Here is a 23,313-nt window from a genome sequence, read left to right as displayed (position 1 = left end):
GCGCCAGTGAGGGAATACAGCTCTGAGGACACAACGCACCCTGTAGGAACCGGCTGGCTGGCGACGCGACCGCAAGGTCTCGCGTTGCCCATCCGGACGCCATCGCCGGCAAGCCGGCTCCTACAATGGGCGATAGCTATCGCCCTGGCAGCGGGATCAGCTGGCTTTCTTCAGGCCTTCGGAGATCCAGTCGACCGCTTGGTCGAGGAGCGGACCGAAATCGGTGAAGAACCCGGAACCACGAACGTCCTGGGTCTCTTCGAGGGTCATTTCCTGAAGGGTGTTTTCTTGTTGGGTTGCTTCCAGCATAGATGTAGACCTCGGCATTATTATTGGATGAAGACAACATCGAGTCGTGCGGCGAGAGCACCGTCGAATCGAACTTTCAGACAGCTCCGCAACGGCGCGCCGTGCTTGAACTGCGAGAGTCATCTTCAGCCAAGGTCGTATTTATTTATATCCGAATAGTCTCTGGCATCCCACGTCAAATCCGCATGGACCTGTGGTCACTTTTCCAGAATCAACGTAGGAACTTCTCCGCCTTGTCGCGCAACAGCCGCAGATCAATCACCGGCACGGCCTTGAGCTTGGCCTGCTCGTCCCAATGGCGCATCCGCAGGCTCACGGCACACAGCGGATCCTGCTCGAACTGCCGAGCCTCTTCTTCCGTCATGACACCGCCCTGGTACTCCAGGGTACGCCGGCTCGCTTCGCTCAAGCAGTCGTAGTATCCGGGCTCACGCAATGTCAGAAAACGCTTGGCCTGGACGTGATATTCCACCAGTCGCGCCAGCCGTTCGCTGAAGCCCGCCCGACGCAGATAGTCCGCGCCGAGGCGCTCGTGACTGACCACGCCATAACCGCCCATATCCCCCGTCGGTTGCTCGCCGGACGGGCAGATATGCCCGATATCGTGGAAGAACGCCGCCAGCACCACTTCATCGTCGAAGCCCTCGGCCAGCGCCAGCTGCGCGGCCTGGGACATATGCTCCAACTGGGACACCGGCTCACCGATGTAGTCGGCGCTGCCGAACTGCTGGTACAGGCCGAAGACCTCATCCAGCACCTGCTCGACGGGCTTCATGCCGACTCCCCCAGCAAACGGGCGATATTGCCTTCGGCCAGGGCCGGACCGACGCTCATGCCAACCCCGGTGTGCATCAGCGCGGCACTCACGCCCGGCACGGCCCGGAGGAACGAAAAGGGACCCGGCCCCCTGGAGCCGTAGACCCCCTGCCAACGCTCCAGCACCTGCACCTTGCAGCCCAGGGTCTGCTCGGCCAGTTCCAGCAGCCAGGTATCGACCTGTTCGGCATTGAACGGCGAGGCATCGCTGCCGTAGTGGTGGGAGTCGCCGATGATCAGGTCGCCATAAGGCGTCGGGCTGATCAGCAGGTGGATACCGTGTTCAGGCAGGTGCGGGCTATCGCGCAGGATCTCGGCCTGGACGGCCGCCGCTTCCGGCAGATCGGCAAAGGCGCCGTAGTGCACGCAGCTGAGGCCCGTGAGCAGCGCGTGTTGCAGGTTCAGCTCGACCTGGGGTCGGGCGCGGAGCATTTGCAGGCGGCAGATGCCCGGTTGCAACTGGCTGATGGGCTCGGCCAGCAGGGTCTGATAATCGTGGCCGGAACAGACGATGATCTGTTCCCCACGGAAGGTGCCGGCGGTGCTGTGCAACTGGCCGGACTCGACTTCGCGGACCAGGGTCGAGAAGTGGAAGGTCACGCCCAGGTCCCGTTGCAGGTACTCGATCAGCGTCGGGATCGCTTCGCGGGAATAGAGCTGTTGGTCGTCCAGACCGTGCAGCGCGGCGCGGTGATGGCTGAATTGGCCGCCGTAGAGATCGTTCAGCGCGGCGCCGCGCAGCAGTTCGACGCGGTAGCCCTGTTCCCGGGCGCGGCCGACGCAGAAGGCGTCCAGCAGATGTTCTTCGGCTTCGGTGCGGGCAAACAGGTATGAGCCGTTGCGCTTGAGGGCGAAACCGGCCTGCTGCGCCCACTGGGACCAGATCTCACGGCTGGCGCGAGCCAGTTCGGACATGATGCCCGGCGGCTGGCCGGTGACCAGGGCCTGGCCGAAGTTGCGCACCGAAGCGCCCAGGGGCGTGGCGCTGCGCTCGAAGACCGTGACCTTGAGGCCGCGCCGGGCGGCGGCGTAGGCGTGGGACAGGCCGAGGATGCCAGCGCCGACGATGAGGATGTCGTTGTGGTTTGTCATGGGGTGGGTCCTGAGGGGAATGGCCGCTGCGCGGTTCGCGGGCAAGCCCTGCTCCTACAGGTTCGCGTCGTACGTACATGATGTGTCCGACACAGACTTGTAGGAGCAGGGCTTGCCCGCGAAGAGGCCCGCGAGTCAAACAAGGATGTTACTGAGGCAACTTCTCCGACTTGCCGTCATAACGCTTGCGCCATTCGGTGAGGATTTCGTCGCGGTTCTTCGAGGCCCAGGCAAAGTCGTTCTTGATCAGGCGCTGCTCGTAATCCGCCGGCAATTCGGTCTGCGGCTTGGCAATACCCGGCTGTGCCAGCACGGCGAAGTTTTCCTTGTACAGCTCCATGGCCGCCGGGCTGGCCGAGAAATCCGCCAGCTTCTTCGCCGCCTCTTCATGGGGGGTGCCCTTCATCACCGCAGTCGCCTCGATCTCCCAACCCAGGCCTTCCTTCGGCAGGATGATGTCCAGTGGCGCGCCCTGACGCTTCAGCTGCACCGCCGGGTATTCGAAGGAAATACCGATCGGGAATTCACCCGACGCCGCCAGCTTGCACGGTTTGGAACCGGAGTGAACGTACTGGCCGATGTTCTGGTGCAGTTCATCCATGTACTTCCAGCCCTGCTCCTGGCCGAAGGTCTGCAACCAGGCGCTGACATCCAGGAAACCGGTGCCGGACGAGGCCGGGTTCGGCATCACGATCTTGCCCTTGTACTCGGGTTTGGTCAGGTCCTGCCAGCTCACCGGCTTGGTCAAATGCTGCTTCTCGGCTTCGACGGTGTTGAAGCAGATGGTCGCGGCCCAGACATCCATGCCAACCCAGGACGGCGGGTTCGCCGCGTCGCGATAGTGGTTGCCGATCTTGCCCAGGTCCTTGGGTGCGTAGCTTTGCAGCATGCCCTGCTGATCGAGGATCGCCAGGCTGGAAGCCGCCAGGCCCCAGACCACGTCAGCCTGCGGCCGCGCCTTCTCGGCCAGAAGCTTGGCGGTGATGATGCCGGTGGAATCGCGCACCCACTTGATTTCCACGTCCGGGTTGGCCGCTTCGAAAGCTTTCTTGTAGGCGGTCAACTGCTCGGACTCAAGGGCCGTGTACACGGTCAGTTCGGTTTTCGCGGCAAAGGCATTCAGGCTGAAAGCAGTGAGGACAGCAGCGGCAAGAGCCAGGGGCTTGAACATGGTGCGGTTCCTTGGTGAGTGTGGTTGGGTTGGGCAAATGGGTTGTGGCGGGATCAATGCCCGGGCTCGGTCTGCCGCCAGGCCTGGGAGCGGCGTAACACGCCGCGCGACGCCCAGGCCAGCAGCAGCGAGACGGCCACCGAGGTAAACAGGATCAGGCTCGACATGGCGGCGGCACCGCCGACATTGCCGGCGTCGTCCATATTCAGCACCGCCACCGCCGCGAGGATGGTGTCGGGGCTGTAGAGAAAGATCGCCGCCGACACCGTGGTCATCGCCGAGACGAACAGGTAACGCACGATGTCGAGCAACGCCGGCAGACAGATCGGCAACGTGACCCGCAAGTAGTGCCGGTAGAGCGGTGCCTTGAGCGACAGCGCGGCGGCTTCGAACTCGTTGTCGAGCTGGCGCAACGCGGTGGTGGCGGTCATCTGCGCGGTGGTCAGGTAATGGGCGATGGTGCAGACCACCAGCAGGGTCATGGTCCCGTAGAACACATTCAGCGGGTTGCCATTGAGGTTGAAGAAGAACACGTAGCCCAGGCCCAGGACCAAACCCGGGACCGCCATCGGCACGAAACCGAGGATGCGCAAGGCCAGGTTCAGGCCGCGTTGGCTGCGGGTTTTCTCCATCAGGTAGGCCCCGGTGAAAATCAGCCCGCTGCCGATCAGCGCCGTGCTCAGGGCCAGGGTCAGGCTGTTGCGGTAGGCCAGCCAACCGCTGCCGGTGGTCGCATTGAAGGCGTAGTGACTGAACGACAACGACAGGTTGTACGGCCAGAACTTCACCAGCGACGAGTACACCGCCATGCCGAATACCAGCAGCAGGGCCGCGCAGATCAACAGCACGATCGCCAGGTAGCAGGCGTCGCGGCGGCGTGACGGTGCCGGTTTGAATACCTGGGCCCGCCCGCTCATGGCCTCGCCATGACGGCGGCGCAGCCAGGCATCGACGGCAAAACTGAACAGCGCCGGCAACAGCAGGATCATGCCAATCAAGGCGCCACGCCCGAATTGCTGCTGGCCGACCACCGCCTTGTAGGCTTCCAGCGCCAGCACCTGATAGTCGCCGCCCACCACCACCGGCACGCCGAAGTCGGTGATCGTCAGGGTGAATACCAGGCAGAAGGCGGCGAATACCGCCTGGCGGCTGGCCGGCCAGGTGATGCTGTGAAACGCCTTCCAGGGACTGGCGCCCATGCTCGACGCGGCGTCGAACAACCGCGCATCGGCCAGGGACAAGGCCGAGATCAGGATCATCAGGGCATGGGGAAAGGTGTAGATGACTTCGCCCAGGACTATTCCCCAGAAACCGTAGATATTTTCCGACAGCAGGCCACGCAGCAGGCCCTGGTTACCGAACAGGTAGACCAGGGCGATACCCGGCAGCATCGACGGGGCCATCAGCGGCAACAGGGACAGGGCGCGCCACAGGGATTTGCCGGGAATCAGGGTCCGTTGCAGGGCGTAGGCAAACAGATAGGCCAGGGGTACGACGATGGCCGCCACACTGAGGGAAACCTTCAGGCTATTACCCAGCAGCCAGTGGAAATTGTCGCTGTTCACCAGTTCCTTTGCCGCGATCCAGCCACCGCCCTGCCCGGCTTCACTGCTGAAACCGCGCCAGAAGATCGCCAGCAATGGCAGCAGCACCGCCACACCCAGCAGACAGAGCCAGAGCAGCTTGCCGCCGACCACGAACAGACGGTCGCCGAGGCCGACCCGGGCAGTCTTCACGCTCGACTGCCGGGACAGGGCCAGGCTGATTTCAGCGGCCATCTCAGGCAAACACCTGGAGGCTGCGCGGCGGCAATGCCACCCAGATATCCGGCGCACCGAGACGTGGCATGTCCTGCGGACCGATTTCGGCCAACAGCGCATGACCGGGCAACTGGTTGAGTTCGAAGCTCATGCGGCAGCGATTGCCGAGGAAGGTGATCTCGCGAACCCGGGCCGGAAACAGGTTTTCCTCATGCACCGGCGGGTTGACGTTGATCGCCTCGGGGCGGCAGAACAGCCGACCGGAAGCCGCCCGTGCGGTGCCATCAGCCAGGCGCACATCCATGCCACCGACCCGCGCATGGCTGTCGCTGCTGCGCTGGAACGGCAGCCAGTTGCCCTGGCCGACAAATTCGGCGACGAACGGCGTGGCCGGCCTGTCGTAGATTTCCTGGGGCGTGGCGTACTGCTCGACCTTGCCGTTGTTCATCACGGCGATGCGGTCGGCCATCAGCATGGCCTCGTCCTGGTTGTGGGTGACCATCAGGGTGGTCACGCCGAGGTTGCGTTGCAGCTGGCGCAGCTCGGTGCACAGATGCTCGCGGACCCGGGCGTCGAGGGCCGACATCGGCTCATCCAGCAGCAACAGCGAGGGCGCCGGGGCCAGGGCGCGGGCCAGGGCTACACGCTGTTGCTGGCCGCCGGAGAGTTGCCCGGGGTATTTCTTTTCGCTGCCGAGCAGGCCGACCAGTTCCAGCATCTGACCGACACGCTTGCGGGTGACCTCGCGACCGCTGCCGGCCAGGCCGTAGGCGATATTCGCCTCGACCGTCAGATTCGGGAACAGCGCGTAGGACTGGAACAGGATGCCGTAGTCGCGGGCTTGGGGTGGCAGATCGGAGACATTGCGTTCGCCGAGGAACAGCTCGCCGTCGTCCTGACGTTCAAGGCCGGCGATGCAACGCAGCAAGGTGGTCTTGCCGCAGCCGGACGGGCCAAGCAGACAGACCAGCTCGCCGGCGGCCACGTCCAGGGAGACGTTGTCCAGCGCGGTGAAGGCGCCGAAGCGCTTGCGCACCCCACGGACCTTCATCGGGGCGCCGGGGTTGGCCAAGGCGTTGGCGATCGAGTTGTTCATGGACGGACCTCATCTAGCGGATGAGGGTCATGCTAGGGAGGGAATGCGTAGGCTATGTGGCAATGAGGCCAAAGTTGCCGATAGTGGTATTGGTAGATTTGGGTTTGAGGTATGGGTTGTCTGGACTGACGCCTTCGCGGGCAAGCCCTGCTCCTACAGTTTCGTGTCGTTCACAGGTTTTGTGTATGACAGCGCACTGTAGGAGCAGGGCTTGTCGGATCGCCGCACCGCCGCGAACGGCTGAGCAGCAGACGGCCATTCACCACCGATATCTCAGGCCGGCGCCATTTCCTGCGCCAACCCCAGAAACGCCGCCGGCAAACGCGCCGCCTTGCGTTCCTTGAGGCAATACAGGTATTCGGGAATCTGCGGGGCATTCTCGATGGTCAGCACCCGCAGTTGCGGGTCGTGAGGGACTTCCTGCCGGGCAATGATGCTGATGCCGATATTGCGTAGCACCGCCTCACGAATCGACTCACGGCTGCCGATTTCCAGCAGCGGGCCATAACTGACCTGCGCATTACGCAACAGCTCTTCCGTCAGATGCCGGGTGGTCGAACCCGGTTCTCGCATCAACAGGCAATGCCCGGCCAGCGCGCTCAACGGCACATGATCATGTACCGCCAACGGATGATTGCGATGCACCGCCAGCACCAGCGGATCACTGCCCAGCACCCGGCGGATCAGCCGTGGGTCCTCCAGCAACTGCGACGAAGCCGCCACATCGACCCGATAGTCCTCCAGCGCCTCCAGCACCTGCTGGGAGTTGCCGATCTCCACCGACACTTCCACCTGCGGCAGGCGTTCGCGAAAGGCCTTCACCAGATCGAGGATGTAATACGGCGCCGTCGCGGCAATGCGCAAGGTGCCCTGCACCTGCCCGGCGTTGCGCAGGAAAAACTCGATATCGGCTTCCTGCTGCAACAGCGCCTTGACCATCGGCAGCAAGCGCGCGCCGTCTTCACTGACACTCAAGCGCCGACCGCCGCGATAGAACAACTCGACCGAGTACTGGCTTTCCAGATGACGAATCTGGGTGGTCACCGTGGGCTGGCTGAGCCCGAGCTTTTTCGCCGCCAGGGTGATGCTGCCCAGGCGGGCGACCATATAAAACGCCTTCAGCTCGGCACTCAGCACATCACCCTCTCATTCGTTTACTTGCGCAACAGGCGCAACCCATTGAACACCACCAGCAGGCTGACGCCCATATCGGCGAACACCGCCATCCACATGGTTGCCAGCCCCAGGAAAGTCACCGCCAGGAAGATCGCCTTGATCACCAGCGCCAGGGCGATATTTTGCCTGAGGATACGCGCGGTCTGGCGCGAAAGGCGAATGAAAGCCGGAATCTTGCGCAGATCATCGTCCATCAGGGCGACATCGGCGGTCTCAATGGCGGTGTCGGTACCGGCGGCGGCCATGGCAAAGCCGATCTCGGCACGGGCCAGGGCCGGAGCGTCGTTGATACCGTCGCCGACCATGCCGACCTGATGGCCACGGGCATACAGCTCTTCGATGGCCTGTAGTTTATCGGTGGGCAACAGATCGCCACGGGCCTCGTCGATCCCGACCTGGGCGGCAATGGCCGAGGCGGTGTGGATATTGTCCCCGGTCAGCATCAGGGTCTTGATCCCCAGCGCGTGCAACTCGCGGATCGCCTCACGGCTGGAAGCCTTGACCGTATCGGCCACGGCGAACAGCGCCAACGGGCCGGAGGCGTCGAGCAGCAACACCACGGTCTTGCCTTGTTTTTCCAGGGCGAAGAGTTTTTCCTCCAGGGCCGCCGAGCAGAGACCGAGGTCTTCCACCAGGCGATGGTTGCCCAGGTGATAACCCTTGCCGCCGACCTCGCCGCGCACACCGCGCCCGGCCAGGGCTTCGAAGGCTTCGACGTCACGTAGCGTCCACTGTTTGTCCTGCGCATCCTTGGCAATCGCCAGGGACACCGGGTGATCGGAACGCGCCGCGAGGCTGGCGGCGATCAACGGCGCGGTCTCGACGAACAGTGGGTTGAGGACCAGATAGTCGGTCAGCACCGGCTTGCCGTGGGTGATGGTCCCGGTCTTGTCCAGGGCCAGGTAATCAAGCTTGTGCCCGCTTTCCAGATAGACCCCGCCCTTGACCAGAATGCCCTTGCGGGCGGCGGCGGCCAGGCCGCTGACGATGGTCACCGGGGTCGAGATCACCAACGCGCACGGGCAGGCGACTACCAATAGGACCAGCGCCCGGTAGATCCAGTCGAACCACAGGCCGTTCATGAACAGCGGCGGCAGCACCGCCACCGCCAGGGCGAAGGCGAACACCGCCGGGGTGTAGATTTTCGCGAAGGTATCGACGAACCGCTGGGTCGGCGCCCGCGCGCCCTGAGCCTGCTCGACGGCATGGATGATCCGCGCCAGGGTCGAATTGCCCGCGACGGCCGTCACCCGATAGTCCAGTGAACCCGCCTGGTTGATGGTGCCGGCAAAGACCTTGTCGCCCGGATTCTTCTCGATGGGCAGGCTTTCGCCGGTGATCGGTGCCTGATCGACGCTGGAGCTGCCGTAGACCACTTCGCCATCGAGGCCTATGCGCTCACCAGGACGTACCCGGACCAAGGCACCCAGTTCGATGCTTTTAACCTCACGTTCGACCCACTCGCCGTCATCCTGGCGCACCGTGGCCTTTTCCGGCGTCATCTGCATCAGGCCGCTGATGGCGTTGCGCGCGCGGTCCAGGGACTTGGCTTCGATCAGTTCGGCGATGGTGAAGAGGAACATCACCATCGCCGCTTCCGGCCACTGCCCGATCAGCACCGCGCCGGTCACGGCGATGCTCATCAGCGCGTTGATATTCAGGTTGCGGTTTTTCAGGGCGATCCAGCCCTTTTTATAGGTGGTCAGGCCGCCGCTGAGGATGGAAACCAGCGCGATGATTGCCACCACCCAGGTCGGGGCCACGGCGGTGAAGTGAATCACTTCGGCGACCAGGGCGCCGACACCGGACAAAGCCAGGGGCCACCAGGGTTTCTTCACCGGCGGCTGGCTTGGAGTTTCGGCGCTTGCGCCCTCTTCCAACGGCTCGGCCTGCATGCCCAGGGACTTGATGGCGTCGACAATCGGCGTGGTCGACGACAGGTCATGGGTCACACCGAGGATCCGGTTGATCAGGTTGAACTCAAGCTGCTGCACGCCCGCCAGCTTGCCGAGCTTGTTCTGGATCAGCGTCTGCTCGGTGGGACAGTCCATGGCTTCGATTCGGAAACGGCTCAACCGTGCGTCGGCGCTGGTGGTCTCGCTGAGTTTGATCAGCGCGGGGGCCTCGGCAGTCGAACAGCAGCTGTGGGCATGCCCGGCCGCCCCATGGGAGTGGGAAGCCTTTACCGGCTGGAGGACACGGAAAGACCGAGGCGCGGGCTTATCGGCCTGACCGTGGTCATGGCCGTGGTCGTGACTATGCTTGTGATCGTGATCGTGATCGTGATCGTGATCGTGATCGTGATCGTGGCCAGCATGGGCATGATCGCCGGCAGGCTTGTGCGAAGAGTGGATGGAGTCGCTCATGGGTGCGTCCCTGAAAGTGCTTGTTGCCAAGTGAACACCCTGTAGCCACTATAGGGTCAAGCACCCTTTTCGGAGATCGAACGATGAAGATTGGCGAACTGGCGAAACTCACCGACTGCCAGGTGGAAACCATCCGTTATTACGAGAAGGAAAACCTGCTGCCGGAACCGGCGCGCAGCGAGGGCAACTACCGCCTGTACACCCAGGCGCATGCGGAGCGCCTGACCTTTATCCGCAACTGCCGCAGCCTGGACATGACGCTGGAGGAGATTCGCAGTTTGCTGGGGTTGCGCGACAGCCCGCAGGATCAATGCGAAAGCGTGAATGCGCTGATTGATGAGCATATCCATCACGTCAAGGCACGGATCGACGGGTTGCTGGCGTTGCAGACGCAGTTGCTGGATCTGCGCCAGCGTTGTGGCGGCGGGCCGGATCTGGATCAGTGCGGGATCTTGCAGCGGTTGGAGGTCAGCGGCAGCGTGGTGGCGGCTGAAGAGCATTCACATGTCGGCAGAAGTCACGGGCATTGAGGGCCTATCGCGGGCAAGCTCCGCTCCCACAGGCCCCGAGTCGTGCACACCTTCTGTGTACGACGCAAATCCAATGTGGGAGCGGAGCTTGCCCGCGAAGCAGACGACGCGATACCGAGCCGAACTAGACCGCCATCGGCGCCGTCATCGGCGCATGGTGCTGGTAGCCTTCCAGCGAGAAATCCCCCGGTTCCACCAGCTCCAGCCACTCCGGCTGATAAACACCGGTCTTGGCAAACTCCGGCACACGGTCCGAAATCACCAGCTTCGGCATCGGGAACGGCTCGCGGGTCAGCTGTTCGTTGAGCATGTCCAGGTGGTTTTCATACACATGGGCATCACCGATGAAATAGGTGAACCAGCGCGGCGTATAACCGGTCAGGCGCCCGATCAGGCTCAGCAGTGCCGCGCCTTCGGTCAGGTTGAACGGCGTGCCCAACCCCAGATCATTCGAACGGATGTAGAGGGTCAGGGAAATCTCCTTGGTCTCCACATTCGGATGAAACTGATACAGCAAATGACACGGCGGCAAGGCCATTTCATCCAGCTGCGCACAGTTCCAGCCATGGAACAGAATCCGCCGGCTACCCGGATCCTTGATGATGGTGTCGACGCACTGGCGCACCTGGTCGATGGCCTTGTACAGCACCACATAGGCCTGGCCGTTTTCCTCGCCTTCGGCAATCCGCCGATAGCCCTGGCCCAGAGTCTGCTCGATGGCCGCCACATTGCTCTTGGCAATCTGCTTGTACGCCGGCCATTTACGCCATTGCACCCCATAGATCTCGCCCAGGTCGTCTTCGCCCTGGCGGAACGGGTTGGCCAGCCACTGGGCGTTTTCGTTGGCGTTCTGGTCCCAGACCTTGCAGCCCAGCGCACGGAATTCGGCGGCGTTGTTCACCCCACGAAGAAAACCGCACATCTCGCCAACGGCGGACTTGAAGGCCATCTTGCGGGTGGTGATCGCCGGGAAACCTTCCTGGAGGTCATAACGCAGCATGGCCCCGGGAAAACTGATGGTGTTCACACCGGTACGGTTGGCCTGCTTGGTGCCGTTCTTGATGACATGGGCGACCAGTTCGAGATATTGCTTCATGAGTTACCTGCATCCTTGAATACGGGGCCCGCGAGCCCCGATTCGAATTTAAAGCGCGGCGTCTTTCGCGGCCGGTGTAGTCGGGGCGCGGTGATAGGCGAACCACAGCAAGCCCAGGCCGCCGATGATCATCGGCAGGCTGAGGATCTGCCCCATGGTCACCCAGCCGAACGCCAGGTAGCCGAGCTGCGCATCTGGCACCCGGACGAACTCGACGACAAAACGGAAGATCCCGTAGAACAACGCGAACATGCCCGAAACCGCCATGGTCGGCCGCGGCTTGCGCGAGAACAACCAGAGGATCACGAACAGGGCCACGCCTTCCAGGGCGAACTGATACAGCTGCGACGGGTGACGCGGCAACTGGGCCGGGTCGCTGAACGGCGGGAAGATCATCGCCCACGGCAAATCAGTCGGTTTGCCCCACAGCTCGGCGTTGATGAAATTGCCGATCCGCCCGGCACCCAGGCCGATCGGAACCATCGGCGCGACAAAGTCCATCAGTTGGAAGAACGACTTGCCGTTGCGCCGGCCAAACCACCAGGCCGCCACCATCACCCCGATAAAGCCGCCATGGAACGCCATGCCGCCCTTCCAGACCTCGAAGATCAGCGTCGGGTTGGCCAGGTAGGCGCTCAGATCGTAGAACAGCACATAACCCAGGCGCCCGCCGACAATCACGCCCATGGCCAGCCAGAAGATCAGGTCGGAGAGCTTTTCCTTGGTCCAGGTCGGATCGAAACGGTTCAGGCGCCGGGAGGCCAGCAGCCACGCACCGCCAATGCCGACCAGGTACATCAGGCCGTACCAGTGGATTTTCAGCGGGCCGATGGCCAGGGCCACCGGGTCAATCTGCGGGTAAGGCAGCATTGCAACTCCTCGATAGAGTAAAAATTCAGGGCCCGGCGAACAGCAATCGCCCGGGCCGGCGGGTCATGTTGCAACAGCGCCATTAAGCCAATATTGCGCCGGCATGACTGAACCGAGCCTGTGGCTCAGATCAGGAACTTCAGGCCGACAATGAACAACAGGCCGGCAAACAGCCGCTTGAGCAACAGCGGCGACAGTTGGTGCGCCAGTTGCACACCGAACCGAGCAAAAAACATACTGGTCAGGGCAATCCCGAGCAAGGCCGGCAAATAGATAAAGCCCAGGCTGTGGGCCGGCAACAATGGATCGTGCCAACCCAGGATCATGAAACTCAAGGTACTGGCCAGGGCAATCGGCAAGCCACAGGCCGAGGACGTCGCCACCGCCTGCTGCATCGGCACGCTGCGCCAGGTCAGGAACGGCACGGTCAGGGAGCCGCCGCCGATCCCGAAAATCGCCGAGGCCCAGCCGATCACCGCCCCCGCCAGGCCGAGGCCGAACTTGCCGGGTACGCTGTGGCTGGCCTTGGGCTTGAGGTTCAGCGCCATCTGCGCCGCCACCACCAGGGCGAACACGCCGATGATCTTCTGCAGGTGCGGGCCGGCGATAGCCTTGGCGGTCAAGGCGCCGAGGCCCGAGCCCAGCAGGATGCCCACGGCCATCCAGGCAAAGACCGGCCAGAGCACCGCGCCACGCTTGTGATGCCCGCGAATGGTGTTGAACGAGGTGAAAATGATCGTCGCCAGGGACGTGCCCACCGCCAGGTGAGTAAGGATCAGCGGATCGAACCCTTGCAGGGTGAAACTGAACACCAGCACCGGGACGATAATGATCCCGCCGCCCACGCCGAACAGCCCGGCCAGCACGCCGGCGCAGGCCCCCAGGACCAGATAGAGCAGAAATTCCATGCGCGACCCCGCAAAACAAGTCCGGCATGGTAACGGAAGGAGGGACACGGCTCTACTGGATGGCGATGGATACCCTGCGTAGAGTGGGCAAAAACATCGAGGACCACCTGATGTGCCTGATTGTCTTTGCCTGGCGCCCGGGCCATGCCCAGCCGCTGATCGTCGCGGCCAACCGTGACGAATTTTATGCCCGACCAAGCCTGCCCCTAGCGCAATGGCCGGAAGCGCCGCAGGTCTATGCGGGGCGTGATCTGGAGGCGGGCGGGACCTGGCTGGGGATCGGGGCCCGGGGGCGCTTTGCGGCCTTGACCAATATCCGCAATCCGCACCAGCCGGTGGCCCGGCGCTCACGGGGAGAGTTGGTGGCGCGCTTTCTCACCGAAGACCTGCCGATTGATGAGTATTTAGCCGAAATTCGCGCAAGATCGGCAGAATATGCCGGGTTCAACCTGCTCCTGGGAACAGCGGATGCGCTGTGGCATCTCAATTCCCACGAGGGTGAACCGCGCCAACTGGCGGAGGGTGTCTACGGGCTGTCCAATGCCGGGCTCGATACGCCCTGGCCGAAACTGCTCAAGGCCCGCGCGGCGCTGTCCTGGGAACTGGCGGATCCGCGACCGGAGGCATTGCTGGCGATGCTCGGCGACCCGACGATCGCGCCGCTTGCCGAGTTGCCGGACACCGGGGTGGGACAGGCAACCGAGAGCCTGCTGTCCAGCGTGTTTATCGCCAGCCCCAGCTACGGCACCCGGGCCAGCACGGTGCTGATCAGCCACGCCGATGGCACGCGCCACCTCGTGGAGCGTAGCTTCGGGCCGTATGGCGGGCATCTGGGAGAGGTGGAGCTAAAGGTCTAGCTCCGCCCTCTCAATGCGTGACGGTCGGCACCACCATCCGTGACAGCCCGAGATTCTTCAGCGCCAACTGCAAGGTACTGCGAATCACCTGCGGGTTGTCGATGGTCATGACCTGGGCCAGCAGTTCCTGGGCCTTGCTCAGATTGATCTGGCGCAGCATCCATTTCACCTTCGGCAAGTTGGTGGCGTTCATAGACAGGCTGTCAAAGCCCATCGCCATCAACAGCACCGCCGCCATCGGATCACCGGCCATCTCGCCGCAGATACTCACCGGCTTGCCTTCGGCATGGGCGTCACGCACCACGTTCTGCAAGGCTTGCAGCACCGCCGGGTGCAGGTAGTCGTAAAGGTCCGCGACCCGTGGGTTGTTGCGGTCCACGGCCAGCAGGTACTGGGTCAGGTCGTTGGAGCCCACCGAGAGGAAGTCCACCTGCCGTGCCAGCTCGCGGGTCTGGTAGACCGCCGCCGGAATCTCGATCATCACCCCCACCGGCGGCATCGGCACGTCGGTGCCTTCGTCGCGCACCTCGCCCCAGGCCCGGTGGATCAGGTGCAGCGCCTCTTCCATCTCGTGGATGCCCGAGATCATCGGCAGCAGGATCCGCAGGTTGTTCAGACCCTCGCTGGCCTTGAGCATGGCCCGCGCCTGTACCAGGAAGATTTCCGGGTGGTCGAGGGTCACGCGGATACCGCGCCAGCCGAGGAACGGGTTGTCTTCTTCAATCGGGAAATACGGCAGCGACTTGTCGCCGCCGATGTCCAGGCTGCGCATGGTCACCGGTTGCGGATGGAACGCCGACAACTGCTCGCGATAGATCGCCAGCTGTTCCTTCTCGCTCGGGAAACGCTGGTTGATCATGAACGGCACTTCGGTGCGGTACAGGCCGACACCTTCGGCCCCGCGCTGCTGCGCCCGGGCCACATCCGCCAGCAGGCCGGTGTTGACCCACAGCGGCATGCGATGGCCGTCCGGGGTCACGCACGGCAGCTCGCGCAAGGCGTCCAGGCCCTCGGACAGCTGGCGTTCTTCTTCCACCACACCGGCGTATTGCTTGCGCAGGACTTCGCTGGGGTTGGTAAACACCTCGCCACGGGCGCCGTCGACGATCATCTCGATGCCGTCGACCTTCGAATACGGCAGGTCCACCAGGCCCATGACGGTTGGAATGCCCATGGCCCGCGCCAGGATCGCCACGTGGGAGTTACCCGAACCCAGTACCGAGACCAGGCCCTTGAGCTTGCCTTCCGGTACTTCGCCGAGCATCGCCGCGGTCAGCTCTTCGCTGACCATGATGGTGTTGTCCGGGTAGACCAGGGCTTGCTGGCGTTCAGACTGCAGGTAGGCCAGCAGCCGGCGTCCGAGGTCCTTGACGTCCGACGCGCGCTCGCGCAGGTAGGCGTCGTCCATCAGTTCAAAACGGTTGACGTGATCGGTCACCACTTGGCGCAAGGCGCCCTGGGCCCATTGGCCGGTCTTGATCACGTTGGTGATTTCGCTGCCCAGGGAGGCATCGTCGAGCATCATCAGGTAGACGTCGAACAACGCGCGCTCTTCCGGACGCAGCTGGGTCGCGAGTTTGGCCGAGAGCGTGCGCATATCGGCACGCACGCCTTCGATGGCGGTCTTGAACAGCGCCAGTTCGGCATCGATATCGGCGATCGCCTTGTCCGGCACCACGTCCAAGTCCGCCGGCGGCAACATGACCACCGCCGTACCCACCGCAGCACCCGGCGAACCCGGCACACCGATGAACTTGGCTTCCTGGATGCCCTTGCCTTCACGCCCCAGCCCACGGATCGAACCGGTGGCCTCGGCATGGGCGATAACGCCGGCCAACTGGGCGCTCATGGTCACCAGGAAGGCTTCTTCGCCCTCGTCGAACTGGCGACGCTCTTTCTGCTGGATCACCAACACGCCGACGACCCGGCGATGGTGGATGATCGGCGCACCGAGGAAGGAGGCATAACGCTCCTCGCCGGTTTCGGCAAAGTAGCGATACCGCGGGTGATCGGCGGCGTTTTCCAGGTTCAGCGGTTCTTCGCGCGTACCCACGAGGCCAACCAGGCCTTCGTTCGGCGCCATGCTGACCTTGCCGATCGAGCGCTTGTTCAAGCCCTCGGTGGCCATCAGGACAAAGCGGTTGGTTTCGGGGTCCAGCAAATAGACCGAGCAGACCTGGCTGCCCATGGCCTCTTTGACGCGCAATACAATAATGCCCAACGCCGCCTTGAGATCCTTGGCGGCGTTAACTTCCTGGACGATCTTGCGCAGCGTATTGAGCATGGCTCGGGGTCGAACTCCGTGTCAGTCGCGCGCCAACAGGCGCGGGGCAAGCTCTTTGAGCGCGCGACGGTAGACCTCGCGCTTGAATGTCACCACCTGGCCCAACGGGTACCAATAGCTGACCCAACGCCAGCCATCGAACTCCGGTTTACCGGTCAAATCCATCCGCACCCGCTGCTCGTTGGAGAGCAGGCGCAGGAGAAACCATTTCTGCTTCTGGCCGATGCACAGCGGTTGGCTGTGGGTACGCACCAGGCGTTGCGGCAAACGATAGCGCAACCAGCCCCGGGTACAGGCCAAAATTTGCACATCTTCGCGTTCCAGGCCGACTTCTTCGTTCAATTCACGGTACAAAGCGTCTTCAGGCGTCTCGTCCGGGTTGATCCCGCCTTGCGGAAACTGCCATGCATCTTGATTGATGCGACGTGCCCAGAGGACCTGCCCAGCATCATTCGTCAGAATTATCCCGACATTAGGACGGAAACCATCGGGGTCGATCACGGCAACCACCTCGCAAACGCATGTCATCGCATTGTTCCACAAAGGTTGTGAAAGCAGCAACGAGCCTGCCTACCTTATGTGCACTCTTGTGAAAAGACCGTATTCTGGAGGCCTTTTTACAGGCTTATCAGCGAGTAACCGCAATGCGTCTGGCTTTATTCGACTTGGACAACACACTTTTGGGCGGCGACAGCGACCACGCCTGGGGCGATTACCTCTGCGAACGGGGGATTCTCGACCCGGTGGCCTATAAAACCCGCAACGACGAGTTCTACCAGGATTATCTGGCGGGCCGCCTGGACAACGCCGAGTATCTGAATTTCTGCCTGGAAATTCTCGGCCGCAGCGAGATGGCGCAACTGGACGAGTGGCATCGCGACTATATGCGCGACTGCATCGAACCCATCGTGCTGCCCAAGGGCCTGGCGTTACTGGCCCAACACCGCGACGCCGGCGACAAGCTGGTGATCATCACCGCCACCAACCGTTTTGTCACGGCACCGATTGCCGCGCGGCTGGGGGTCGAGACCCTGATCGCCACCGAGTGCGAGATGATCGACGGCCGCTACAGCGGGCGCAGCACCGATATCCCCTGCTTTCGCGAGGGTAAGGTGACGCGTTTGAACCGTTGGCTGGAAGAAACCGGGCATGGCCTGGAAGACAGCTATTTCTATAGCGATTCGATGAATGACCTGCCGTTGCTGGAGCAGGTGGCCAATCCCGTGGCGGTGGACCCGGATCCGAATCTGCGGGCCGAAGCCGAGAAGCGTGGATGGCCGGTGATTACGCTGCGCGATTGATGGCCTATTCGCGGGCAAGCTCCGCTCCCACATTAGATTTGTGCCGTGCACAGAAGGTGCGTACGACTCAGGACCCGATGTGGGAGCGGAGCTTGCCCGCGAAGAAGGCGACTCGGTGTCAGATCAGACCGGCTTGGCGACCATCAGATAAAAAATCGCCATAAACGACAAAAACGCCGGCCAGCCCAGCACAAACCACCAGCGCATATAGGTCTCGGCCTGCATCGGCATCGCCGCTCCCGCGTGCAAGGCCTGCTCGGCCATTCTGTGCACCCGGATCTGCAACCAGACCACCGGCAACCAGCAGATCCCCGCCAACACGAACAGGCCCAGGCTCCCCATCAGCCAGCCTTGCTGGATCGGCCAGCCCGCCAGGTACATCAGCCCCAGCCCACTCAATGGCTGGAACACCGCCGTGGTGGTGGTAAAAGCCCAATCGGCGAACACCAGATGCTTGAAGGTCGCCGCAATCACCTCGACGTTGCCCGTGCGCCAGGCGCGCAAGGCGTAATACGCGGAACCGGCACCCAGGCCGAAAAGAATGGTGGAAGACAGGATATGCAGGGTTTTCAGCAGCAGGTAAGCACTCATCGACGCGGTTCGGTCCAAAGCAGCCAAAGGGTCGCCACCATCAGCACCAGATTCTTGGCGACGGCGGCATAAGGGTCAAACCAGTAGTGCGGCAGCACGAAGCTGATAATCAGGGTGTAGGCCCCCATCAACAGCAATTGCGCCCGGAACGTCCACTTGCGCGTACGCCGGAACAGCATTCCCAGGCCCAGCAGCCCGTCGCACAGCGACCCGGCGTAGACCGCGAACGCTGCGGAGTCCCCGCTTACCCCGGCCTCGGCCATGATCCGCAGGCTCCAGTCATAACCCGGCCCCAGGCAAACCACCGCCGTGCCCAGCCAGATCAACAGCATCACCGCCAGCAGCAAGGGCCGCAGCGCCGATTGGACACTCTGGCCGGCGTTCGGCCAGTCCTGCAGGCGAGTGGAGAGCGGCGCGGCGCGGTAACCACAGACCTCGGCCAGCGCCTCGGGACCGGCGACATTGTCACGCTGGGCCATGCGCAGGCTCTGGAGATTCAAGGCCTGCCAGCCCAGGCGCTCGCCCAGCCAGGCACCGGCCCGCGACAAGATCCCCGGCACCTTCACATACCGCGCAGGCCCCCAGCCCTGGGCCGCACGCAACTGATCGAGCACTTGCGCCAGAGTCAGCACTTGCGGCCCCACCAGCGGCAACACCTGGGAGTGCGCCGGCCAATGCCGCAGCAAGGCCAGCACGGCGGCGGACAAATCATCGATATGCAGCGGTTGCCAGCGCGCTTGCAGGTCAAGCAGTGGAATCAACGGCCACGGCGACAACCGCGCCAACCAGGCACTGCTGGCCCCGCCAGCCCCCAGCAGCAACGAGGGGCGCAGCACCACGGCCGGCACACCGAGCGTCATCAGGTAATCATCCGCCGCCGCCTTGCTCGCCAGAAATGGCACATCCGGCTGCTCGCCGGCGCCCAGCGCGGAAATATGCAGCACCCTCACGCCACGGCGCGCCGCCAGGTCGAACAGCGCTCGAGTGCCCAGGTCCTGGGTCAGGCGTAGCGCCTGCTCGTCGACGCTCAGCAACCCGGCGGCATTGATCAGCAGATCGATACCATGGGGCAGGATGAAATGCTTGGAGTCCTCGGCCAACCGATCCAGGTCGAGCACCTGCCATTCGACCCCCGGTAGCGAGCGCAGGTGATGATCACGGCTGGTGGCGATCACTTCGTGACCGGCGGCACTCAACGCCGCCAGCAAATGGCGGCCGACGAACCCCGTGGCCCCCACCAGAAGCACCTTCATGGCAAATCCCCGGCCTGACGGCTTAAACCGGTTTCGCGCCCATCAGGCCCGCAATGGCGACAAAACCGACAACCGTGAAAATCGCCAGGGCCAGCGTAAACCCTGGATGCCGCGCCGTGATGCCACGGCGCAGACGATTGAGGCGGACCACCAGCCACACCCAACTCAGGGTGCACAGGGTGTAGAGCACGCTCGAACCCAGCAGCCAGGTCTGCCCCAACGGCCAACCGGACAGGTGCACCAACCACCAGCCACTGACCGGCAGCACGGCCAGGCACAGCGCCATCAGCCCCCAAACGAAGAACCAGGGACGCTGCAAAGTGTGATTTTGAATGGTTGTATCGCCGGCACGGCGTCCGCGCCAAAGCCTGATCGTCACCGCCAGCGCGCTGCCCAGCAAAAGCACCGGCGCCGCACCGTGTAGCAGTTTCAAGGCAGTGAGGGTTTCCATTTCATCGTTTCCTTGGTTTTACGATCAACTTTCGAGCAGCAATCAGATGCAGAGTCGAACACATCCCGTGTAGGAGCATGGCTTGCCAGCGAAGGGGCCCATGAGAGCGTCAAAAGCTTCGCTGGCAAGCCAGGCTCCTACAAGGTTACGCGCTGCCTTTCAGAATGGAACCTGCCCATCAGCTTAGCAGCCATCCACCGTGTTTCAGCCGAGGAACAACCGATACGCCGGGTTATCGCTTTCATCCCAATACGGGTAGCCGATTTCCGCCAGGGCCGCCGGCACCAGATGACGCTCTTCCTCCGGCACCTGCAGGCCCGCGACCACCCGGCCATCAGCGGCACCATGGTTACGGTAATGGAACATCGAGATATTCCAGCGCCCGCCCAGCTTGTTGAGGAAGTTGAACAACGCCCCCGGGCGCTCCGGGAATTCGAAGCGCAGCACCATCTCGTCACTGACACGGGCCGCATGGCCACCGACCATATGACGGATATGCAACTTGGCCAGCTCGTTGTCGGTCAGGTCCAGCACCGGGAAACCCTGGCCGGTCAGGCTGTCGATCAGGGCACTGCGCGGATCGCTGTCGGGGTGGGTTTGCACGCCGACGAAAATATGCGCTTCGTGGCCGGTGTGATAACGGTAATTGAATTCGGTGATCTGACGCTTGCCGATGGCTTCGCAGAACGCCTTGAAACTGCCCGGCCGCTCCGGAATGGTCACGGCAATAATCGCTTCGCGCCCTTCGCCCAACTCGGCACGCTCGGCCACATGGCGCAGGCGGTCAAAGTTGACGTTGGCGCCGGAGTCGATGGCCACCAGGGTCTGCCCGGTGATCTTGCGCGACTCGACGTATTTCTTGATCCCAGCCACACCCAGGGCACCGGCCGGCTCGGTGATCGAGCGGGTATCGTCGTAGATATCCTTGATCGCGGCGCAGATCTCGTCGGTACTGACGGTGATCACCTCGTCGACATAGTCCTTGCAGATGTCGAAGGTGTGCTGGCCGATCTGCGCCACGGCCACGCCGTCGGCGAACAACCCCACGGTGGACAGGATCACCCGCTCGCCGGCGGCCATGGCCTGTTGCAGGCAGTTGGAGTCATCCGGCTCGACACCGATCACCTTGATCTCCGGCCGCAGGTACTTCACATAGGCCGCGATCCCGGAAATCAAGCCGCCGCCACCGACCGGAACGAAGATCGCATCCAACGGCCCCGGATGCTGACGCAGAATCTCCATCGCCACGGTGCCCTGCCCGGCAATGGTGTGCGGATCATCGTAGGGGTGGATATAGACGTAGCCTTTTTCCTCGACCAGCCGCAGGGAATGGGCCAGGGCTTCGGCGAAAGAGTCGCCATGCAACACCACTTTGCCGCCCCGGGAGCGGACGCCTTCGATCTTGATTTCCGGCGTGGTCTTGGGCATCACGATGGTGGCCTTGACCCCCAGCACCTTGGCCGCCAGGGCCAGGCCCTGGGCATGGTTGCCCGCCGATGCCGTGACCACGCCACGGGCGCGCTCGGCCTCGCTAAGCTGGGTCAGCTTGTTGTAGGCACCGCGAATCTTGAAGGAAAACACCGGCTGCAAATCTTCGCGCTTGAGCCAGACCTTGTTGCCCAGCCGCTCGGAGAGCTGGCGAGCGGTCTGCAACGGGGTTTCCACGGCAACGTCGTAGACGCGCGAGGTGAGGATCTTCTTGACGTACTGTTCAAGCATCGGAAGGCATCGCTGGCGGGTGTGGACAGGGACCGAGGAGTCTAACCCAGCGCTTGCGGCAACGACCACAGGGTTCCTGAGGTTTTATTGCCCGTGCCTGCGGCCAAACGGACAATGACCTTCCCCGCCCCGACGCTTATAATGCCGGCCTTTCGCACACCCCCTGCCCGCTTTCGGAGCCCGCATGACCCAGGATCAACTCAAACAGGCCGTGGCCCAAGCCGCTGTCGACTTCATCCTTCCCAAGCTCGATGACAAAAGCGTGATCGGCGTGGGCACCGGCTCCACCGCCAACTGCTTTATCGACGCCCTGGCGCAACACAAGGGCGCCTTCGACGGCGCGGTCGCCAGCTCCGAAGCCACCGCCGCGCGCCTCAAGGGCCACGGGATTCCGGTCTATGAGCTGAACACCGTCAGCGATCTGGAGTTCTACATCGACGGCGCCGACGAAAGCGACGAACACCTGAACCTGATCAAGGGCGGCGGCGCGGCCCTGACCCGCGAGAAGATCGTCGCGGCCGTGGCCAAGACTTTTATCTGCATCGCCGACGGCAGCAAGCTGGTCCCGGTGCTCGGCGCTTTCCCGCTGCCGGTCGAAGTGATCCCCATGGCCCGCAGCCATGTGGCGCGCCAGTTGGTGAAACTGGGGGGTGATCCGGTGTATCGCGAGGGCGTGTTGACCGATAACGGCAACATCATTCTGGATGTGCACAACCTGCAGATCACCAACCCGGTGGAGCTGGAAAGCCAGATCAATGCGATTGTCGGCGTGGTCACCAACGGCCTGTTCGCGGCGCGTCCGGCGGACCTGCTGCTGCTGGGCACCAGCGAAGGCGTGAAGACTCTCAAGGTCTGAGGCAAGCACCGCCCCCCCTCTGTAGGAGCGAGCTTGCTCGCGATGGGCGTTAACGATAACGCGGGGCGCCTGATGCCCCACGGTGTCTGTGCCATCATCGCGAGCAAGCTCGCTCCTACAGGGGGGGGCGTCGGGATTAACGGACGCTGCTGTTGAAGCGGCTGGCGCCCGGCAATTCCAGTACCAGCTCATCCCCGGCATTCAGCGGGCCGACGCCCACCGGCGTACCGGTCAGGATCACGTCACCGGCCTGCAACGAAAAGCATGCGGCCATGTACTGAATCATCGGCACGATCGGGTTGAGCATGTCGCTGCTGATCCCGTCCTGGCGAACCTGACCGTTGATGGTCAGGCGAATGCCGATCTGGGTCAGGTCCGGGAAGGTACTCCCCACCACGAACGGCGACAGCACGCAGGCACCGTCGAACGACTTGGCGACTTCCCAGGGCAGGCCCTTGCTCTTCAGCTCCGCCTGCTTGTCGCGCAAGGTCAGGTCCAATGCCGGCGCAAACCCGGAAATGGCATCCAGCACCTCTTCCACGCTCGGCTTGTTGGACAGCGGCTTGCCGATCAACACGGCAATCTCGGCCTCGTAATGCACCGAACCACGGTCCGCCGGGATGCTGAAACCACCTTCGATCGGCACCACGCAACTGCCCGGCTTGATAAACAGCAGCGGCTCGGTCGGCACCGGATTATCCAGTTCCTTGGCGTGCTCGGCGTAATTACGGCCGATGCATACCACCTTGCCGAGAGGAAAGTGAATACGGGTACCGTCGACATACTGGTGCTGATAGCTCATGACTGACTC

Annotated in this window: 22 protein-coding genes; 4 read left to right on the top strand and 18 right to left on the bottom strand. The window is 63.0% G+C overall.

Annotated features, from left to right (window positions below; translation table 11 throughout):
* Positions 1–156 precede the first annotated feature (156 nt).
* From HX830_RS14930 to HX830_RS14895, 8 genes are all read right to left on the bottom strand, one after another.
* The gene (locus HX830_RS14930; RefSeq protein ID WP_177100966.1) at positions 157–309 is read right to left on the bottom strand and encodes a hypothetical protein; all 153 of its coding nucleotides are present in this window, start codon (positions 307–309) and stop codon (positions 157–159) included.
* Positions 310–520: 211 nt separating this feature from the next.
* On the bottom strand, positions 521–1,084 hold the full coding sequence (locus tag HX830_RS14925) for a phosphonate degradation HD-domain oxygenase (protein WP_177100964.1): 564 nt from the start codon (positions 1,082–1,084) through the stop codon (positions 521–523).
* Complete coding sequence (locus HX830_RS14920) at positions 1,081–2,217, bottom strand: TIGR03364 family FAD-dependent oxidoreductase (RefSeq protein WP_177100962.1); 1,137 nt, start codon at positions 2,215–2,217, stop codon at positions 1,081–1,083. The genes HX830_RS14925 and HX830_RS14920 overlap by 4 nt, the downstream gene beginning before the upstream one ends.
* A 148-nt stretch (positions 2,218–2,365) precedes the next feature.
* Positions 2,366–3,388, bottom strand: coding sequence for a putative 2-aminoethylphosphonate ABC transporter substrate-binding protein (locus HX830_RS14915; protein WP_152736783.1), 1,023 nt, complete (start codon positions 3,386–3,388; stop codon positions 2,366–2,368).
* Positions 3,389–3,441: 53 nt separating this feature from the next.
* A complete protein-coding gene (locus HX830_RS14910; protein ID WP_177100960.1) occupies positions 3,442–5,166 on the bottom strand; it encodes a putative 2-aminoethylphosphonate ABC transporter permease subunit in 1,725 nt (574 codons plus the stop codon).
* A gap of 1 nt (position 5,167) precedes the next feature.
* Entirely contained in the window at positions 5,168–6,244 is a 1,077-nt protein-coding gene (locus HX830_RS14905; protein ID WP_152736781.1) for a putative 2-aminoethylphosphonate ABC transporter ATP-binding protein, read from the bottom strand.
* 273 nt (positions 6,245–6,517) lie between these two features.
* Positions 6,518–7,381: a LysR substrate-binding domain-containing protein gene (locus tag HX830_RS14900; RefSeq protein WP_177100958.1), complete on the bottom strand. Its 864-nt coding sequence runs from the start codon at positions 7,379–7,381 to the stop codon at positions 6,518–6,520.
* A gap of 17 nt (positions 7,382–7,398) precedes the next feature.
* Complete coding sequence (locus tag HX830_RS14895) at positions 7,399–9,786, bottom strand: heavy metal translocating P-type ATPase (RefSeq protein WP_177100956.1); 2,388 nt, start codon at positions 9,784–9,786, stop codon at positions 7,399–7,401.
* An 83-nt stretch (positions 9,787–9,869) separates the two neighbouring features.
* On the opposite strand from HX830_RS14895, the gene cadR reads away from it, so the two are divergent.
* On the top strand, positions 9,870–10,316 hold the full coding sequence (gene cadR / locus HX830_RS14890) for a Cd(II)/Pb(II)-responsive transcriptional regulator (RefSeq protein WP_177100954.1): 447 nt from the start codon (positions 9,870–9,872) through the stop codon (positions 10,314–10,316).
* A 124-nt stretch (positions 10,317–10,440) separates the two neighbouring features.
* Here the strand turns inward: cadR and HX830_RS14885 are convergent, their stop codons facing one another.
* The 3 genes from HX830_RS14885 to HX830_RS14875 form a co-directional block, all read right to left on the bottom strand.
* Complete coding sequence (locus HX830_RS14885) at positions 10,441–11,412, bottom strand: thymidylate synthase (RefSeq protein ID WP_177100952.1); 972 nt, start codon at positions 11,410–11,412, stop codon at positions 10,441–10,443.
* A 48-nt stretch (positions 11,413–11,460) separates the two neighbouring features.
* A complete protein-coding gene (lgt, locus tag HX830_RS14880; RefSeq protein WP_103497949.1) occupies positions 11,461–12,282 on the bottom strand; it encodes a prolipoprotein diacylglyceryl transferase in 822 nt (273 codons plus the stop codon).
* Positions 12,283–12,407: 125 nt separating this feature from the next.
* A complete protein-coding gene (locus HX830_RS14875; protein WP_177100950.1) occupies positions 12,408–13,190 on the bottom strand; it encodes a sulfite exporter TauE/SafE family protein in 783 nt (260 codons plus the stop codon).
* Positions 13,191–13,300: 110 nt separating this feature from the next.
* On the opposite strand from HX830_RS14875, the gene HX830_RS14870 reads away from it, so the two are divergent.
* Positions 13,301–14,047, top strand: coding sequence for an NRDE family protein (locus tag HX830_RS14870; RefSeq protein ID WP_177101021.1), 747 nt, complete (start codon positions 13,301–13,303; stop codon positions 14,045–14,047).
* A gap of 10 nt (positions 14,048–14,057) precedes the next feature.
* Here the strand turns inward: HX830_RS14870 and ptsP are convergent, their stop codons facing one another.
* A complete protein-coding gene (gene ptsP, locus HX830_RS14865; RefSeq protein ID WP_100942022.1) occupies positions 14,058–16,331 on the bottom strand; it encodes a phosphoenolpyruvate--protein phosphotransferase in 2,274 nt (757 codons plus the stop codon).
* 21 nt (positions 16,332–16,352) lie between these two features.
* Positions 16,353–16,832, bottom strand: a complete 480-nt coding sequence (locus HX830_RS14860) for an RNA pyrophosphohydrolase (RefSeq protein ID WP_040071746.1) — start codon at positions 16,830–16,832, stop codon at positions 16,353–16,355.
* 143 nt (positions 16,833–16,975) lie between these two features.
* On the opposite strand from HX830_RS14860, the gene HX830_RS14855 reads away from it, so the two are divergent.
* Positions 16,976–17,632 carry an HAD family hydrolase gene (locus tag HX830_RS14855; RefSeq protein ID WP_103497951.1) on the top strand — a complete coding sequence of 219 codons (657 nt, stop codon included), beginning with the start codon at positions 16,976–16,978 and terminating at the stop codon, positions 17,630–17,632.
* Positions 17,633–17,755: 123 nt separating this feature from the next.
* Here the strand turns inward: HX830_RS14855 and HX830_RS14850 are convergent, their stop codons facing one another.
* From HX830_RS14850 to ilvA, 4 genes are all read right to left on the bottom strand, one after another.
* Positions 17,756–18,223 (bottom strand): DUF2269 family protein, encoded by a 468-nt coding sequence (locus tag HX830_RS14850; RefSeq protein WP_177100947.1) that lies wholly within the window; start codon positions 18,221–18,223, stop codon positions 17,756–17,758.
* Complete coding sequence (locus HX830_RS14845) at positions 18,220–19,476, bottom strand: SDR family oxidoreductase (protein WP_177100945.1); 1,257 nt, start codon at positions 19,474–19,476, stop codon at positions 18,220–18,222. Before HX830_RS14845 ends, HX830_RS14850 begins: the two co-directional genes overlap by 4 nt.
* A 22-nt stretch (positions 19,477–19,498) precedes the next feature.
* Positions 19,499–19,927: a DUF2269 family protein gene (locus HX830_RS14840; RefSeq protein WP_152736775.1), complete on the bottom strand. Its 429-nt coding sequence runs from the start codon at positions 19,925–19,927 to the stop codon at positions 19,499–19,501.
* 204 nt (positions 19,928–20,131) lie between these two features.
* Complete coding sequence (ilvA, locus tag HX830_RS14835) at positions 20,132–21,715, bottom strand: threonine ammonia-lyase, biosynthetic (RefSeq protein WP_103497955.1); 1,584 nt, start codon at positions 21,713–21,715, stop codon at positions 20,132–20,134.
* A gap of 115 nt (positions 21,716–21,830) precedes the next feature.
* Here ilvA and rpiA point away from each other — a divergent pair, with 115 nt between their 5' ends.
* Complete coding sequence (gene rpiA / locus HX830_RS14830; RefSeq protein ID WP_177100943.1) at positions 21,831–22,502, top strand: ribose-5-phosphate isomerase RpiA; 672 nt, start codon at positions 21,831–21,833, stop codon at positions 22,500–22,502.
* 136 nt (positions 22,503–22,638) lie between these two features.
* On the opposite strand, the gene HX830_RS14825 is transcribed toward rpiA, so the two are convergent.
* Positions 22,639–23,304, bottom strand: a complete 666-nt coding sequence (locus HX830_RS14825; RefSeq protein ID WP_103497957.1) for a fumarylacetoacetate hydrolase family protein — start codon at positions 23,302–23,304, stop codon at positions 22,639–22,641.
* Positions 23,305–23,313: the final 9 nt, after the last annotated feature.

Source organism: Pseudomonas gingeri, assembly GCF_013385425.1.
Lineage (GTDB): Bacteria > Pseudomonadota > Gammaproteobacteria > Pseudomonadales > Pseudomonadaceae > Aquipseudomonas > Aquipseudomonas gingeri_D.
Note: the sequence above shows the minus strand (reverse complement) of the source record. Positions and strands in the feature narration are given on the sequence as shown.

Coding starts and splice junctions, on each gene's coding strand:
- rpiA (WP_177100943.1), top strand. CDS start 21,831: ATGACCCAGGATCAACTCAAACAGGCCGTGGCCCAAGCCGCTGTCGAC.
- lgt (WP_103497949.1), bottom strand. CDS start 12,282: ATGCTGCCTTACCCGCAGATTGACCCGGTGGCCCTGGCCATCGGCCCG.
- HX830_RS14825 (WP_103497957.1), bottom strand. CDS start 23,304: ATGAGCTATCAGCACCAGTATGTCGACGGTACCCGTATTCACTTTCCT.
- HX830_RS14910 (WP_177100960.1), bottom strand. CDS start 5,166: ATGGCCGCTGAAATCAGCCTGGCCCTGTCCCGGCAGTCGAGCGTGAAG.
- HX830_RS14905 (WP_152736781.1), bottom strand. CDS start 6,244: ATGAACAACTCGATCGCCAACGCCTTGGCCAACCCCGGCGCCCCGATG.
- HX830_RS14930 (WP_177100966.1), bottom strand. CDS start 309: ATGCTGGAAGCAACCCAACAAGAAAACACCCTTCAGGAAATGACCCTC.
- HX830_RS14840 (WP_152736775.1), bottom strand. CDS start 19,927: ATGGAAACCCTCACTGCCTTGAAACTGCTACACGGTGCGGCGCCGGTG.
- HX830_RS14855 (WP_103497951.1), top strand. CDS start 16,976: ATGCGTCTGGCTTTATTCGACTTGGACAACACACTTTTGGGCGGCGAC.
- HX830_RS14885 (WP_177100952.1), bottom strand. CDS start 11,412: ATGAAGCAATATCTCGAACTGGTCGCCCATGTCATCAAGAACGGCACC.
- HX830_RS14845 (WP_177100945.1), bottom strand. CDS start 19,476: ATGAAGGTGCTTCTGGTGGGGGCCACGGGGTTCGTCGGCCGCCATTTG.
- HX830_RS14895 (WP_177100956.1), bottom strand. CDS start 9,786: ATGAGCGACTCCATCCACTCTTCGCACAAGCCTGCCGGCGATCATGCC.
- HX830_RS14850 (WP_177100947.1), bottom strand. CDS start 18,223: ATGAGTGCTTACCTGCTGCTGAAAACCCTGCATATCCTGTCTTCCACC.
- HX830_RS14875 (WP_177100950.1), bottom strand. CDS start 13,190: ATGGAATTTCTGCTCTATCTGGTCCTGGGGGCCTGCGCCGGCGTGCTG.
- HX830_RS14915 (WP_152736783.1), bottom strand. CDS start 3,388: ATGTTCAAGCCCCTGGCTCTTGCCGCTGCTGTCCTCACTGCTTTCAGC.
- cadR (WP_177100954.1), top strand. CDS start 9,870: ATGAAGATTGGCGAACTGGCGAAACTCACCGACTGCCAGGTGGAAACC.
- HX830_RS14925 (WP_177100964.1), bottom strand. CDS start 1,084: ATGAAGCCCGTCGAGCAGGTGCTGGATGAGGTCTTCGGCCTGTACCAG.
- HX830_RS14870 (WP_177101021.1), top strand. CDS start 13,301: ATGTGCCTGATTGTCTTTGCCTGGCGCCCGGGCCATGCCCAGCCGCTG.
- HX830_RS14920 (WP_177100962.1), bottom strand. CDS start 2,217: ATGACAAACCACAACGACATCCTCATCGTCGGCGCTGGCATCCTCGGC.
- ptsP (WP_100942022.1), bottom strand. CDS start 16,331: ATGCTCAATACGCTGCGCAAGATCGTCCAGGAAGTTAACGCCGCCAAG.